12 protein-coding genes are annotated in these 15,233 nt (G+C 72.7%); 3 read left to right on the top strand and 9 right to left on the bottom strand.

Annotated features, from left to right (window positions below):
- The first annotated feature begins 90 nt into the window (after positions 1 to 90).
- Positions 91 to 1,350 carry a type III PLP-dependent enzyme gene (locus tag O4J56_RS18205; protein WP_270687181.1) on the top strand — a complete coding sequence of 420 codons (1,260 nt, stop codon included), beginning with the start codon at positions 91 to 93 and terminating at the stop codon, positions 1,348 to 1,350.
- A gap of 636 nt (positions 1,351 to 1,986) precedes the next feature.
- Here O4J56_RS18205 and O4J56_RS18200 read toward each other — a convergent pair.
- The gene (locus tag O4J56_RS18200) at positions 1,987 to 2,844 is read right to left on the bottom strand and encodes a helix-turn-helix transcriptional regulator (RefSeq protein WP_270687180.1); all 858 of its coding nucleotides are present in this window, start codon (positions 2,842 to 2,844) and stop codon (positions 1,987 to 1,989) included.
- Between the two features lie 128 nt (positions 2,845 to 2,972).
- Here O4J56_RS18200 and O4J56_RS18195 point away from each other — a divergent pair, with 128 nt between their 5' ends.
- The gene (locus O4J56_RS18195; RefSeq protein ID WP_270687179.1) at positions 2,973 to 4,034 is read left to right on the top strand and encodes an aldo/keto reductase; all 1,062 of its coding nucleotides are present in this window, start codon (positions 2,973 to 2,975) and stop codon (positions 4,032 to 4,034) included.
- A 59-nt stretch (positions 4,035 to 4,093) separates the two neighbouring features.
- Here the strand turns inward: O4J56_RS18195 and O4J56_RS18190 are convergent, their stop codons facing one another.
- The 5 genes from O4J56_RS18190 to O4J56_RS18170 form a co-directional block, all read right to left on the bottom strand.
- Positions 4,094 to 5,512 carry a rhamnulokinase gene (locus O4J56_RS18190; protein ID WP_408639136.1) on the bottom strand — a complete coding sequence of 473 codons (1,419 nt, stop codon included), beginning with the start codon at positions 5,510 to 5,512 and terminating at the stop codon, positions 4,094 to 4,096.
- Between the two features lie 110 nt (positions 5,513 to 5,622).
- Entirely contained in the window at positions 5,623 to 7,665 is a 2,043-nt protein-coding gene (locus O4J56_RS18185) for a bifunctional aldolase/short-chain dehydrogenase (RefSeq protein WP_270687177.1), read from the bottom strand.
- Between the two features lie 81 nt (positions 7,666 to 7,746).
- Entirely contained in the window at positions 7,747 to 8,907 is a 1,161-nt protein-coding gene (gene rhaI / locus O4J56_RS18180; protein WP_270687175.1) for an L-rhamnose isomerase, read from the bottom strand.
- Entirely contained in the window at positions 8,904 to 9,284 is a 381-nt protein-coding gene (locus O4J56_RS18175; protein ID WP_270687174.1) for an L-rhamnose mutarotase, read from the bottom strand. The genes rhaI and O4J56_RS18175 overlap by 4 nt, the downstream gene beginning before the upstream one ends.
- 43 nt (positions 9,285 to 9,327) lie before the next feature.
- Positions 9,328 to 10,638, bottom strand: a complete 1,311-nt coding sequence (locus O4J56_RS18170; RefSeq protein ID WP_270687173.1) for an MFS transporter — start codon at positions 10,636 to 10,638, stop codon at positions 9,328 to 9,330.
- 552 nt (positions 10,639 to 11,190) lie between these two features.
- On the opposite strand from O4J56_RS18170, the gene O4J56_RS18165 reads away from it, so the two are divergent.
- Positions 11,191 to 12,624 carry a BNR repeat-containing protein gene (locus O4J56_RS18165; protein WP_270687172.1) on the top strand — a complete coding sequence of 478 codons (1,434 nt, stop codon included), beginning with the start codon at positions 11,191 to 11,193 and terminating at the stop codon, positions 12,622 to 12,624.
- 61 nt (positions 12,625 to 12,685) lie between these two features.
- Here O4J56_RS18165 and O4J56_RS18160 read toward each other — a convergent pair whose 3' ends face one another.
- The 3 genes from O4J56_RS18160 to O4J56_RS18150 all read right to left on the bottom strand — a co-directional run bounded on the left by O4J56_RS18160 (position 12,686) and on the right by O4J56_RS18150 (position 15,227).
- Positions 12,686 to 13,537 carry a PhzF family phenazine biosynthesis protein gene (locus O4J56_RS18160; protein WP_270687170.1) on the bottom strand — a complete coding sequence of 284 codons (852 nt, stop codon included), beginning with the start codon at positions 13,535 to 13,537 and terminating at the stop codon, positions 12,686 to 12,688.
- A gap of 56 nt (positions 13,538 to 13,593) precedes the next feature.
- Complete coding sequence (locus O4J56_RS18155; RefSeq protein ID WP_270687169.1) at positions 13,594 to 14,622, bottom strand: methyltransferase; 1,029 nt, start codon at positions 14,620 to 14,622, stop codon at positions 13,594 to 13,596.
- Between the two features lie 113 nt (positions 14,623 to 14,735).
- Positions 14,736 to 15,227 (bottom strand): PhzA/PhzB family protein, encoded by a 492-nt coding sequence (locus O4J56_RS18150; RefSeq protein ID WP_270687168.1) that lies wholly within the window; start codon positions 15,225 to 15,227, stop codon positions 14,736 to 14,738.
- Positions 15,228 to 15,233 lie beyond the last annotated feature (6 nt).

The raw sequence follows: 15,233 nt of genomic DNA, 5'->3' as shown, positions 1-15,233 counted from the left end.
GGTAGCCGGGTCGGCCGGGGTAGCCGGGTCGGCCGGGGTAGCCGGGTCGGCCGGGGTAGCCGGGTCGGCCGGGAAGGACGGTGGGGCACGATGACCGCCGTGACGCCTTCTCCCTCCTCCGCCCCCGCTGTCCCCTCCGTCCCCTCAGGGTCCGGCGGCGCGCTCGCCGAGGTGATCGCCGACCGCGCCGCGGGGCCCGACCCGGTCTGCCTGTTCGCCTACGACCTGGACGCCCTCGCCCGCCATGCCGAGCGGGTGGTGGCCCCGCTGCCCGAGCGGTGCCGGATGTTCTACGCGATGAAGGCCAACAGCGCCGCCCCGGTGCTGCGGGCCCTGGCCCCCGTCGTGGCCGGGTTCGAGGTGGCCTCCGGCGGCGAGGTGGCCAAGGCGCGGGAGGTGGACCCCGACATCCCGGTGATCTTCGGCGGACCGGCGAAGACCCCGGAGGAGATCGCCGACGCCCTGCGGCAGGGCGTCACCCGGCTGCACGCCGAGAGTGTGCTGGAGCTGCACCGCATCTCTCGGGCGGCGGTGGCGGCCGGTACCGAGGCGGAGGTGCTGCTGCGGGTGAACCTCGCCGGGCCGTTCCCGTCGGCGACGCTGGCGATGGCGGGGCGCCCCACCCAGTTCGGCATCGACGAGGCGGACCTGCTGGACGCGGTGGCCGCCGCCGTGGCGCTCCCGGGCGTCCGGCTCGCCGGGTTCCACCTGCACTCGATCTCCAACAACCTCTCCGCCGAGGCGCACCTGGACGTGATGCGCATGTACCGGGACAAGGCGGCGGCGTGGGAACGGGAGTTCGGCGTGCGGTGCGAGGTGCTCAACGTCGGCGGCGGCATCGGGGTCGACTACGTCGACCTCGACGCGCGGTTCGACTGGGAGGGGTTCACGCGCGGGCTGGCCGACCTGGTGGAGACGTTCCCGGACCACGTGCGGGAGATCGACTTCGAGTGCGGCCGGTTCCTGACCGCCGAATGCGGCCGGTACGCGGTGGAGGTGCTGGACGTGAAGCGCAACCACGGGACGTGGTACGCGCTGGTGCGGGGCGGGACGCACCAGTTCCGGCTGCCCGCGTCGTGGCAGCACAGCCACCCGTTCACGGTCTTCCCGGTGGAGGAGTGGGAACCGGGTCTCCCCCGGCCGGAGGTGTCCGGGGAGCCGGTGACGGTGGTGGGCGAGCTGTGCACCCCGAAGGACGTCCTGGCCCGGGAGGTGCGGGTACCCCGCGTCCGGGCGGGCGACGTCCTGGTGTTCAGCCACGCGGGCGCCTACGGCTGGGAGATCTCGCACCACGACTTCCTGTCGCACCCGCACCCGGAACAGCTGTTCCTGGGAGGCGGACAGGGGTGAGCGGCGGCCGTGTGGCCGGCGGCCGGGGCGGCCGGGCTGACCGGTGGCCGGGCGGCCGGCTGCCGGCGACGACGAAGGTCGGCGGCCCATCGGGTAGCGCTGTCGGCCGCGGCGCGTGTGCGTGGTCGCCGTCGATGGCGGCGACGGAACAAGCCGGGCGGTTCCCCGGCCCTGCCTGCCGGGCGGCGGGCCCCTCGCGGTGCGGGGAGGCGGCGCGACCGGGTGGGCGCATGGCCGCCCGCGTTCGTGGCGGCCGCCGGGCCGGTGCCCCCTGCCCGGCGATGATCTCGGGGAAAACGACGCTACCGGGCCGGTTTTAGCGTCCATTCCCCCGAGTTCAACAAGGGAACGGCGGTGCGGGGGCGCGCTGGTGTTGATCTCGGGGAAGTCGGGGTTGAACCGGACACGATAACCCCGACTTCCCCGAGATCATCGCGAAGGGGGCATATCTGACAGCCGGAGAGGGGTCCGGTCCTCCTGTGTCGTGGAATCGACGCTTTCAGGCCGATCAGGCGTCGATATCACCACGCAAGATGGCCCCGGAGCGCTGAGGGGCTGGCGCAGGGGGGGGCGGGCGGCGCTTCGCGCACCACCGCCGGGTGGGAGGCGGGGGCGGTACGAACGGGCGGTCCGGCGTCACCGTGCGGACAGACGCTCCAGCGCCGACCGGCTGTCATCGTCGGCGGGGCGGTAGACGACCAGCAGCTGGTCCGGGTCGTGGAGCGGTCTGAGCGTCTCGAAATGCACGGCGATCACTCCGGCATCGGGGTGCCGCATCTCCTTGGATCCGCGGCCGTCGGCCTTGACGTCGCCCTCGTCCCACAGGCGCGCGAATTCGTCGTCGTGAGCGATGCACTCGGTGATGAGGCCGGACAGCGCCGCATCCTCAGGGTGCGCGGCCCAGGCCGCGCGCAGGTGGGCGACCCCGTCGCGCACGACGGCTTCGCGGTCGACATAGACCTCGCGCATCCCCGGGTGCACCAGGCACAGCCACATGGCGTTGCGCCGCGAAGGCGGCAGGGTGTCGAAGTCCGGGAGCAGCACCGCCATCTCCCGGTTCCGGGCCAGGATGTCGTAGCGGCGGTTCATCAGCATGGCCGGAAGCGGCGCGAGGTCGGCGACCAGCCGGTCCAGTGGCGGCGACGCGGCGGTGGCGGGTCCGCCGGCGGTGCGGGGGCGCTGCCGGGCCAGGCCGTAGAGGTAGGCGCGTTCGCCGGGGTCCAGCCGCAGCGCCCGCGCCAGCGCCTCCACCACGTCCGCCGAGGGCCGCAGCCCGCGGGCCTGTTCCAGCCGCACGACGTAGTCGACGCTGATCCCGGCGAGCTCGGCGACCTCTTCGCGGCGCAGCCCCGGGGTCCGCCGGGACCGCCGGCGCCGCGGCAGGCCGGCCTCCCGCGGATCCAGCCGTTCGCGCCGGGTCCGCAGGAACGCGGCCAGCTCCTTCGTCGCGTCCACGGTTCCGGTTCTCGTCCCGTCCAGGGTTCCGGTGGTCATGGTCGGTCCAACAGCCGAGGGTGGGACCGGTCTTCCCAGGAAGCCCCTTCCCTTACCCCCGGCCCGCGGCGGCCGCAGGCTGGTGCCCGATGTCGTTCACGGGAACGGCACGAGCACAGGAGGACAGGATGCCGCTCACCCTCGACACCTACCGGACGCTGGGCCGCTCCGGACTGCGGGTCTCGCCCCTGGCCCTGGGCACGGCGACCTTCGGCACCGAATGGGGCTGGGGCGCCGGGCGGGACGACGCGCACAAGCTGTTCGACGCCTACGTCGAACGGGGCGGCAATCTCATCGACACCGCCGGCACCTATACCGAGGGCAGCTCCGAGCGCATGCTGGGCGGGTTCATCCGCGACCGCCGCGAGGAGCTGGTGATCGCGACGAAGTACTCGACGCTGCGCCGCCCCGGCGACCCCAACTCGGGGGGCGCCCACCGCAAGAGCATGTTCGGATCGGTGGAGGACAGCCTGCGGCGGCTGGGCACCGACCACATCGACCTGCTCTTCCTGCACGTGTGGGACTTCCTGACCCCGGTCGAGGAGGTCCTGCGCGGCCTGGACGACCTGGTCCGGCAGGGCAAGGTCCTGTACGTGGCGATGTCCAACGTCCCGGCCTGGCAGGTCTCGCGCATGCAGGCGATCGCCGACCTGCGCGGATGGTCGCCGCTGGTCGCTCTGCAGATCGAGTACAGCCTGATCAACCGTGGCGCAGAGCGCGACCTGATCCCGATGGCGCGGGCGATGGGCCTGGGGGTGACGCCCTACTCACCACTGGGCGGGGGCGTGCTCACCGGCAAGTACGGCCGCGCCGACCTGGCCGCGGAGGGGGCCGGCCCCGAGGAGAGCGGCCGCAAGCGCTTCAACGCCGGCCTCGGCATGGTCACCGAACGCACCCTCGCCATCGCCGACGCCGTGCGGGAGGTCGCCGCGGAGCTGGGGCGCACACCCGCCCAGGTCGCGCTGGCCTGGACGCTCCAGGCCCCCGGCGTGACGGCGCCCGTCGTCGGCGCGCGCACCCCCGAGCAGCTGAAGGGGAACCTGGACGCCCTGGAGGTCGACCTCACCGCCGACCAGGTGGCCCGTCTCGACGAGGTCAGCGCGATCGACCCCGGCTACCCGCACGACATGCTCGCCAGCGACCACATCCGCGCGGTGACCGCGGGCGCCATGAGGATCGAGTCCCACTGACCTGCGGGGGCCGCCGACCGCAGCCGGTCGGCGGCCCCCTGACGGTCAGGGGTCAAGGGTCAGGGCTCGTAGACGGTCACCGGGAACGACGCGCGGACGATGGTGCGCAGGTCCTCCAACGTCGCCTCGGGGGACACCAGCCCGGCGGCCCGGGCCTGCACCAGTAGGTTGCCGATGGCGGTCGCCTCCACCGGGCCGGCCACCACCCGGCGCCCCGTGCGGCGCGCGGTCAACCGGCACAGCAGCGCGTTCTGCGACCCGCCGCCGACCACGTGCACCGTCCGCGCCTTCCGGCCGGACAGCTCCTCGGCCGTGTCGATCGTGCGGGCGTAGGCCGCCGCCAGCGACTCCAGGATGCTCCGGACCACCTCGGCCCGCGACCCCGGCGGGCGCACCCCCCGCTCCTCGCACCAGTCGCGGATGCGCGCGGGCATGTCCCCCGGTGGGACGAACCGCTCGTCCGCCGCGTCGAAGACGGGGACCTCCCGCTCCACCTTCTCCGCCTCGTCGAGGAGTTCCTGCAGGTCGGCGCCGCCCCCGTCCGTGCCGGGGCGCCGGTCGGCGTCGCGCCAGGTGCGGACCGACTCGCTGAGCAGCCACAGCCCCGACACGTTGCGCAGGAACCGGACCCGCCCGTCCACGCCCCCCTCGTTGGTGAAGTTGGCCGCGCGCGCCTGGGCCGTCAGCACCGGCGCGTCGAGCTCCAGGCCCACCAGCGACCAGGTCCCCGAGGAGATGTAGGCCGCGTCGGGCGTCTCGAACGGCACGGCGGCCACGGCCGAGGCCGTGTCGTGCGACCCGACGGCCGTCACCTGTACCCGGTCCCGGTCGGCCCCGATCCGCCCGGCGACCCCGGCGGTGAGCGGGCCGATCCGCTCGCCCGGGTCGACCAGGTCGGCGAAGAGGCCGGGCGGGTACCCCAGCCGCTCCATCAGCTCCGTGTCCCAGGTGCGGTCGGCCACCGACAGCAGCCCGGTGGTCGAGGCGTTGGTGGCCTCGGTGCGGGCCCACCCGGTGAGCCAGTAGGCCAGCAGGTCCGGGAGGAGCAGCAGCCGGTCGGCCAGGTCCAGGAACCCGGACTCGCGCTCGGCGGCCAGCTGGAACACCGTGTTGAAGTCGAGGTGCTGCAGGCCGTTGCGGGCGAACAGCTCGGCCCCGTCGGCCACGGCGTGCACCAGCTCCACGCCGCGCGCCGACCGCGCGTCGCGGTAGTGGTAGGGCACCCCGAGCATGCGGCCGCCGCGCAGCAGCGCGTAGTCCACCGCCCAGGAGTCGATGCCCACGCTGCACAGCCCGGGGGCCGAGCGCAGGGCGGCGCCCAGCCCCTCCTCGACCGCGCCGTAGAGCGCCTGGATGTTCCAGTGCAGCCCTTCGGTGCCCTCTCCCTCGGTGCCGTGTCCCTCGGTGCTGCGCCTCTCAGTACTGCGCCTCTCAGTGAACTGGACAGGCGTGTTGGGGAACCGGGCGACCTGCTCCATGGTCAGCCGCCCGGACTCCAGGCGGCCGACGACCACCCGCCCGCTCGTCGCGCCCAGGTCGACGGCGGCCAGGGCCGGACCGCCGCCGGTGCGCTGCTCGGTCACCGGCATCACCGCAGGAAGGCCGCCGCGACCCCGGCGTCGACCGGGACGTGCAGGCCCGTCGTGTGCGAGAAGTCGTCCGTGCACAGCGCGAAGACCGCGTTGGCCACGTGCTCGGGCAGCACCTCGCGCTTGAGGATGGTGCGCTGGGCGTAGAACGCGCCCAGGTCCTCCTCCTCGATGCCGTAGGTCTTGGCCCGCTGGGCGCCCCACCCGCCGGCGAAGATGCCCGAGCCGCGCACGACGCCGTCGGGGTTGACGCCGTTGACCCGGACGCCGTGCGCGCCGAGCTCGGCGGCGAGCAGGCGCACCTGGTGGGCCTGGTCGGCCTTGGCCGCCGAGTAGGCCACGTTGTTCGGGCCCGCGAACACCGAGTTCTTGGAGGCGATGTAGACGATGTCGCCGCCGATGCCCTGGGCGGTGAGGATGCGCGCGGCGTTCTTGGACACCAGGAAGGAGCCCTTGGCCATCACGTCGTGCTGCAGGTCCCAGTCCTTCTCGGTGGTCTCCAGCAGCGGCTTGGACAGCGACAGCCCGGCGTTGTTGACGACCAGGTCGACGCCGCCGAAGGCGAGGACGGCCTCGTCCAGGGCGGCCCGCACGGCGGCCTCGTCCGAGACGTCCGCGGCCACGCCGACCGCGGTGTCGGGTCCGCCCAGCTCCTCGGCGGCGGCGCGGGCCTTGTCCAGGTCGAGGTCGGCCACGACGACGCAGGCGCCCTCGGCGGCCAGGCGCCCGGCGACGGCCTTGCCGATCCCGGAGGCCGCACCGGTCACGAAAGCGACCCGGGTGGCCAGCGGCTTGGGCGCCGGGCGGCGCTTGAGCTTGGCCTCCTCCAGCGCCCAGTACTCGATGCGGAACTTCTCCTCCTCCCCGATCGGCCGGTAGGAGGACAGCGCCTCGGCGCCGCGCATCACGTTGATCGCGTTGATGTAGAACTCGCCCGCCACCCGGGCGGTCTGCTTGTCGGCACCGTAGGTGAACATGCCGACGCCGGGGACGAGCACGACGGCCGGGTCGGCGCCGCGGATGGCCGGGGAGTCCGCGGTGGCGTAGCGCTCGTAGTAGGCGCGGTAGTCGGCCCGGTAGGCCTCGTGCAGCGCGGGCAGCGCTTCGAGGACCTCCTCGACGGGCGCGTCCGCGGGCAGGTCGACGACCAGCGGCTTGACCTTGGTGCGCAGGAAGTGGTCGGGGCAGCTGGTGCCCAGCTCGGCCAGCGCGGGCATCCTCTCCCGGGACAGGAAGTCGAGCACGGCGTCGCTGTCGTCGAAGTGGCCGACCACGGGCCGGTCCGCGGAGGCGATGCCGCGCAGGTGCGGGGCCAGCGCGGCGGCCTTGGCGCGGCGCTCGGCCTCGGGCAGCGGGGCGCGGCCGGGGCGGACGGCGCCGAACGGCTCGGGCGCGCCGTTCTCCTCGATGTACCGGGCGGCGGTCTCGATGATCCACCGCGAGTTGGCCTCGGCCTCCTCGGAGGTGTCCCCCCAGGCGGTGATGCCGTGCCCGCCGAGGACGGTGCCCACGGCCTGCGGGTTGGCCCGCTTGACCTCGGCGATGTCCAGGCCGAGCTGGAAGCCGGGGCGGCGCCAGGGCACCCACACCACCTTGCCGCCGAAGATCTCGGCGGTGAGCTTCTCGCCGTCGGCGGCGGTGGCGATGGCGATGCCGGAGTCGGGGTGCAGGTGGTCCACGTGCGCGGCGTCGACGAGCCCGTGCATGGCGGTGTCGATCGAGGGGGCGGCGCCGCCCTTGCCGTGCAGGCAGTAGTCGAACGCGGCGACCATCTCGTCCTCGCGCTCGACGCCCGGGTAGACGCCGGTGAGGGCGCGCATCCGGTCCAGCCGCAGCACGGCAAGGCCTTCCGGCTTGAGGGTGCCCAGGTCGCCGCCGGAGCCCTTGACCCAGAGCAGCTCGACGTCCTCCCCCGTCACCGGGTCGGTCCCGGTGCCCTTGGCCGAGGTGTTGCCGCCGGCGAAGTTGGTGTTGCGGGGGTCGGAGCCCAGCGCGTTCGACCGCGCGATGAGCTCGGCCACGGTCGGGTGGAGTTCAGGCATCGCTTTTCCGTTCTCTCCGTTCAGGGTGCACGTGCGGCGGGTGGGGTGTGGCGGGGGCGGGACCGGGGGCGCCCGGCGGGCTCAGGCGCCCCATCCGGCCTGGACGCCCCCGACGCGTTCGGCCTCGATCGCCTCCTGGTAGCCGGAGTCGAGGTAGGCCCGCATCGGGTCGGCCGGGAGCCCGCGGCCGGCGCGCCACTCGGCGAGCATGGGGCGCACGTCGGTCTGGAAGGCGTCCATGAACACCGCGTTGGCCTCCAGCACGTCCCCGGCGACCTGGGCGGCGCGCAGTGCCCCGGTGTCCAGGAGCAGCGCCCGCGCGGTCATCTCCTGCACGTTGAGCACCGAGCGGATCTGGCCGGGGATCTTCTTCTCCACGTTGTGGCACTGGTCGAGCATGAAGGCCACGTCCGGGCTGTTGAGCCCGCCGCCGCGGACCACCTCGACGAGGATGCGGAAGAGCTGGAAGGGGTCGGCCGCGCCGACGATGAGGTCGTCGTCGGCGTAGAAGCGCGAGTTGAAGTCGAACGAGCCGAGCTTGCCCAGCCGAAGCAGCTGCATGACGATGAACTCGATGTTGGTGCCCGGCGCGTGGTGGCCGGTGTCCAGGCACACCACCGCCTTGTCGCCCAGGGCGGCCACCTGGGCGTAGCTGGTCCCCCAGTCCGGCACGTCGGTGTGGTAGAAGGCCGGCTCGAAGAACTTGTACTCCAGCACGAGGCGCTGGTCGTCGCCGAGGCGCTCGTAGACGGTCCGCAGCGACTCGTGCAGGCGGTCCTGGCGGCCCCGCATGTCGGCCTGGCCGGGGTAGTTGGACCCCTCGGCCAGCCAGATCTTCAGGTCGCGCGACCCCGTCTGGTGCATGATGTCGATGCACTCGAAGTGGTGGTCGATCGCCTTCTTGCGGACGGCCGGGTCCTCGTGGGTGAGGGCGCCGAACTTGTAGTCGTCGTCCTGGAAGGTGTTGGAGTTGACGGTGCCCAGGCGCACCCCGTTCTCCTCGGCGTGCGCGCGCAGGGCGGCGAAGTCGCACCGGTCCCAGGGGATGTGCAGGGCGACGGTGGGGGCCAGGCCGGTGTGCCGGTGCACCTGGGCGGCGTCGGCGATCTTCTCGAAGGGGTCGCGCGGGGTCCCCGGGGTGCCGAACACCTTGAAGCGGGTCCCGGAGTTGCCGAACGCCCACGACGGCAGTTCGATCGCCTGGGCGGCGAGGTCGTCGGTGATCTCCTCGAAGGCGGTCACTGCGTGTTCCCTTCCGTGGTGGTGTCGGGGGCCGGGGCGCCTGCGGCCGGTGCCGCGAGCTGGTCCTCGAGGTTGAAGACCTCGCGCAGGCGGACGGGGCCCACCTCGAAGGAGCCGCCCTCGGCGAAGAAGGGCCGCATGGAGGCCTGCCACCGCGCGTTGATCTCGGTGGGCTCCATCCGGGCCCGGGCGGCCGCGTAGTCGTCGGTCTCCAGGTAGCCGATGACGGTGCCGTCGTCCTGGGCGAACAGGGAGTAGTTCGTCCATCCGGCCTCGTGCAGGGCCTGGAGCATCTCCGGCCACACGGCCCGGTGCCGTTCGATGTACTCGTCGAGCCGGTCGGGCCGCACCTGCATGCGGAAGCACACGCGCTCCACCGGTGCCTCCCTCCTCGTGTCGTGCGTCTCGTGGGTCGCGGGGTCACTGCCCGGCGCCGGCCTTGGCGGGTGCGTCCCCGGCGGGGTCGAGCACCCGGCCGTAGCGCTCGGTCTCGATCTGCTCGAGGCTCTTGCCCTGGGTCCTGGGCGCCCAGATGGTGCCGATGGCCAGGGCGGCGACCAGCAGGCCGAGGATGAGCACGCCCACCCCGTGCAGGCCGACCTGCTCGAGCATCAGCGGGAACCAGAGGCTGAGCACGCCGACCATGACGCGGACGAGCATGAACATCACGCCCTGGGCGGAGGCCCGGTAGCGGGTGGCGAACAGCTCGGCGGCCCACAGTCCGTAGAAGGCCTGGGCGCCGATGCCGGCCGACACGCCCCAGCCGATGGCGAAGAACAGCAGCGAGAACCAGCCGGCGGGGCCGTAGATGAGGACCGCCCAGGCGGCCACGCCCAGGGCGGCGCCGATGAAGTAGAGCCAGCGGCGGGAGAAGCTGTCGCCGTGGCGCATGAAGCCCCAGAACGTGGCCGCCGAGGTCAGGGTCCACACCAGGACCTGGAGGAGGTACTGGGAGGAGGCGTCGGTCAGGCCGGTGGCCTCGTAGATGCGCGGCTGGAAGATGCCCGCCTGCCCGGCGACGGTGTTCCACAGGCCGTACACGCCGACCAGGAACAGCAGCGCGGTCAGGTTCCTCTTCTCGGTGAGCAGCTGGAGGAAGCCCTTGTAGGTGCTGACGCGGTCGGGGTTGGCGTTCTTCTCCTTCCAGCGCTTCGACTCGTCCAGGCCGCGCCGCACCCACCAGGTGATCGCGGCGACGACGAACAGGTGGGCGAAGACCAGCCGGGCGCCGAGCAGGCCGAGGGGTTCGACGATCACGGCGAGCAGGAACCCGACGGCCGGGCCGATGGACCAGGCGAGCTGGGCCACGCCGACGTGCCCGGCGCGGCGCTCGTCCGGGGCCTCCTCGGCGATGTAGGTCCAGGCGGCCGTCACCCCGGCGCCCACCGCGATGCCGGTGAGCACGAACCCGGTGAGCAGCATGCCGAAGTTCAGCGCGAACACCGCGAAGAGCGTGCCCAGCATGTAGAGCAGCAGGTCGTAGGTGTAGATGAACTTGCGGCCGAACCGGTCGCACAGCGGTCCGCCGATCGCGGCGCCGATCGCCGCGCCGAAGGCGTTGGCGCTCAGGGCGCTCAGCAGGCCCACCGCCAGGCTGTCCAGGCCGAACTCGGTCTGCCACAGGCTGAGGCTGGTGGCGATCGCGATGATCGACCCGGCCTCGATGTAGTTGGACATGGCCACGGCGGTGGTGGCCTTCCATTTCGACGCTGACGTCGTCGCAGCCTTCATCTGCGCTGTTCTCCATATCGTCGTCGGCGGGGATCGAGCGGCCGTCGCCTCGCTCCCCGCCGGAAGGGGGCCGCCGCCGGTGGACGCAGGGGTGCCGTGCGAACGGGACGGGCGATCACCCTGAACGCCTCTGACCTGAACGTCTCTGAAACGATTCAAAGTGACGGGCGCTACATTCGCACGCATCACACGCGACGTCAACCCCTTCACGTGAATTCACACGATCGCGGCACGCAGGGACCCCGCCGGGCGACGACACTCCGTACCTGCGAAAACACGGGTCGACATGAGTCGAGGGGGTGGCGGTGCACCTCCGAGCGCCCGGCCGCCCCACGCTCCCGCCACCCCAGCCCCCCACAGGCGGAACGGGATCCGCCCGGGTCAGCCGCATGCACGCCCCGCACCTGCGGCACCGCGGACCGGCACCATGAAAGTGCACGTCGGGCGACACCTTGACACCGGTATGACGTGCACCATATGGTTCCCGCCACATTCTGAATCGATTCAAGATTCACGTCTCCCCGCCATCCCCGCACCCACAAGGAGACCGACGTGGCCCCTCCCCGCACGTCCGCCCGCCGCCGCGCCCTGGCCCTGGCCGCCGCGGCCCCCGTCGCCGCCGCCCTCCTGCAGGCCCCCGCGCACGCCCAGGACACGCCCGGCCTGACCCCCGCCGGCGACACCGTCCTGGACGACCGGGCGCTCTACTTCGTCTCCTACGACGGCCTGGTCAACAACTCCTCGTACCAGCAGGACGCGATCCTCACCTACGGCGGGTACCAGTACGCGGCCTGGTACACCGAGGACCGGTCGCCGGTCATCGCCCGGCGCACCGCCTCAGGAGGCGGCGGAACCGGCGACTGGGAGAGCGTCGTCCTGCCCCACTCCCTGTCGGTCGACGACTCGCACAACACCATCTCCCTGGGCGTCTCCCCCGAGGACGGCCGCATCCACGCCGCCCTGGACACCCACTCCAGCACCGTGTACTACTTCCGCTCCGAGGCCGGGCTCGCCGACGCCCCCGCCTCGGAGTGGACGGCCGAGGCATTCGGCGGGGTCCAGCGCGACCTGGAGGGCGTGGACGTCGGCACGTTCACCTACCCCCGCTTCGTCCAGAGCCCGTCGGGGGCGCTGCAGCTCAGCTTCCGGAACGGGATCTCGGGCAACGGCACCATGGAGCTGGCCGAGTACCGCGACGGCGCATGGACCAGGCTCGGGCCTTGGACGTCGGCCACCGGCACCTACCGGGACCACGGCGGCACGAGCGAACGGCGCAACCTGTACCTCCACGGCATCGACTACGACGCCGGCGGGCGCCTGCACGCCTCCTTCACCTGGCGCGAGCAGTCGGGCGACATCGCCTGTGGGCCCGGCAACGTCACCAACCACGACACCGGATACGTCTACAGCGACGACGAGGGGCGCACCTGGCACACCGACGACGGCGCAACCGCCGCCGTCACCGGGGGCGACCGGATGCTGTCGGTGGACACGCCGGGGCACGTGGTGGACCCGCTCTCGGCCGACCACGCGCTGCTCAACCAGGAGGCGCAGAACGTGGACGCGGCCGGGAACCCGCATGTGGTGATCAGCTACGTGCCGGGGCGGTTCACCCAGTGCGTCACCGACTTCACCGAGGACCGGCGGGAGCACGGGTACGCCTTCCACCTGTTCCGCGACGGCGCCGGAGAGTGGCACAAGACCGAGATCCCCGAGCCGCTCAACGCCTTCGGGCGCTCCAAGCTGGTCCTGGACGGCGACGACGACGCCTACGTGGTCATGCCCGGCGGCAGGATCATGGCGGCGAGCGCCGAGAGCGGCTGGACCGACTGGACCAAGGTGCACGACGGCCTCGGCGCGTTCGGCGAGGTGCTGGTCGACGACGACGAGGTCCGCGAGACGGGCCGGTTCTCGGTGCTGTACCAGGAGCCGAGCACGGGCACCACGCCGTCCCCGATCCACGTCGCCGATTTCCGGACCGACTGATCCCGGAGCGGCCGAGCCGTGCCGCTCCCCGGCCCGGGCTCCGGCTCCGGGGGCGGCACGGCTACACGAACAGCGTCCCGCGGGCGACGACGACCGCGGACCCCGCGACCTGGACCGCGTCGATCCTTCCCGGCGCGCCCAGGACCCGCGCGCGCATCGTCGACGGGCGGCCGATCTCGACCCCTTGGCGGATCTCGATCCACTCCCCGTGGCCGATCAGGCCGTGCCGGACCAGGTGCACCGCGAGCGCACCGGCGGCCGACCCCGTGGCCGCGTCCTCGGCCACGCCGTAGGCCGGCGAGAACATCCGCAGCCTCCACCGGCTCCCCGACCCCGCGAAGCAGTTCGCCGCGACATCGGGCAGCCTGGCCAGCACCCTCAGGTCCGGTTCCAGCGCGGAGAGGGCGTCCACGCCGTGCAGGCCGACGAACACGTGCCGGGGGCCGTTGCGGTACACCTCGACCGGCAGGACGGGGTCGGACGGCGCCAGGCCGAGGCCGGTGAGCAGCTCGGCCTCCCGCTCGTACGGCCCCCAGGTCGGGACGGGCTGCCCCATGCAGGCCGCCTCGACCCCGCCGTCCGCACCGCGCTCCAGTTCGAAGCCCACGGTGCCCATGGCCGTCTCCATCCGGATGCCCGGCGCCTCGGTCCTCTCCCCGAGCACGATCGCGGTGCCCAGGGTGGGGTGCCCGGCGAACGGCAGCTCGTTCACCGGGGTGAAGATCCGGACCCGCACGTCGCCGTCGCCCTCGGCCGGGAGGACGAAGACCGTCTCCGACAGGTGCATCTCCTGCGCGATCCGCTGCATGCGCCCGGGGTCGAGACCGGCGGAGTCCACGAAGACCGCGGTCGGGTTGCCCTCCAGCGGAACACCGGTGAACACGTCGGCCACCGCGTACTCGTACCTGCCCACAGGCGCCCCTCACTCCGATGGATGGATTCCTCGAACGGGCCGGTGCCGGACGCCCCTCACCCCTCGCCCGCGGGCTCCGGCGTCCGCGGCGCGGCGATCACGGCGGTCGTCTCCATGGGCAGGTCCGCGACCCGTTCGACGCGCAGTCCCGCCCGCTCCAGCAGCGCGGTGAGCCCGGCGAGCGTGCGGTGGGCGCCGCCGGTCGTCATCAGCAGGTGCAGGTCCCACAGGGAGGGCAGCACGGTGGGGTCCTCGTCCTCGACGAAGCGGTCCAGGACGAGCAGGCGCGAGTCCGCGTCCGCCATGGCGCCGCGGCACCCCTCGAAGAGGGCGGCGACCGCGTCGTCGTCCCAGCGGGCCAGCATCCGGCACAGGATGTAGGCGTCGCCGCCCTGCGGCACCCCTTCGAACATGTCGCCCCCGACCAGCCGGACGCGGTCCGGCCCGACGGCGGCCTCCAGGTGCTCGCGGGCCGCGGGCAGCATGTGGTCGCGGTCGAAGTAGACGCCCTCGGCCTTCGGCGCGGCGCCGAGGATCACGGCGAGCAGGTCCCCGCCCCCTCCGCCCACGTCCACGACCGTGCGGCCGGAGAAGTCGAACACGTCGGGGACCTGCGGGAAGAACATGTTCCCGGCGTTCAGGGTGTTCTGGAAGCGCCGGGCGGCCACCGGGTCCCGGCCGAGGTGGTCGTAGAACGGGCGGCCGAAGGCCGCCTCGAAGCCCGAGCTCGCCGTGCTGATCGCGTGGTGGGCGTGCCCCCAGGCCGTGTAGTAGTCCTCACCGTGGAGCAGGCACATGTCGCGCAGGGAGTGCGGCCCGTCGAGCAGGGCCCTGCTCACGCGGGTGCCCCGGTAGCCGGACGCCCCCTCACCCTCGAACACGCCCATGGCGGTGAGGAGGCGCATCAGGCGGCGCACCCCTCCCTCGTCGGCCCCGGTCGCCCGTGCGAGTTGCGCAGGGGTGTCGCACCCGGCCTCGACGTGGTCCGGTATCCCGAGTCTGACCGCGGTGTAGAGGGCCTGCGCCCGCCAACCGCCGGTGATGATGTCGATCACGTCCCGTGTGGCCTCGACGTCGGCCGCCATGCTCGCCTCCCCGTTCCGTTCTCACGCCGTACTCCGACACCCGGCCGGGACCACGGGGCCGGGCGCCCTCAGGAGGCGCGCGGCCCCGGATCCGCGGCACGGGTTCGGGGGTCCTACGTGGGAATGCCGCCGCGCTTGATCTTCGGCACCTCGATCCCCAGCGCGCGCAGCTGCTGGAACGGGTTCATGAATTCGCGGTTCTGCTTGATCCTGCCGTTGTCGAGCAGGAAGGCGTGGATGAAGTGGTTCCGGTAGTGGCCGGGCGGGTAGTCGGGGTAGCGGATCTGCCCTTCCCCGTCGCATTCGACCCAGAATCTGTTGGGGTCCTGCGTCTCGTAGATCTCGACGTTGATCCATTCCCAATCCGGGAACATCTTCAGCGACCACTCGCCGTGCGCCTTGAGCTTCTCGTGCCCCTCGGACACGATCGGCTGCCCGGTGTCGGTGGTGTACAGCCCGGCGCTGCCGTCCTCGGTGAACAGCAGGTAGCGCGTCAGGCGGTTCTCGCCCTTCCGGCTCATGTAGTCGGCGACGACCTCGCGGTGGCGGCGGCGGAGTTCTTCGTCGGCGCCGAACCCCCCGGGCCGCGCATCGGTCTCGGACATCCCGTC

It is taken from the genome of Nocardiopsis endophytica (assembly GCF_027706725.1).
In the GTDB taxonomy this organism is placed as follows: domain Bacteria; phylum Actinomycetota; class Actinomycetes; order Streptosporangiales; family Streptosporangiaceae; genus Nocardiopsis_A; species Nocardiopsis_A endophytica.
Note: the sequence above shows the minus strand (reverse complement) of the source record. Positions and strands in the feature narration are given on the sequence as shown.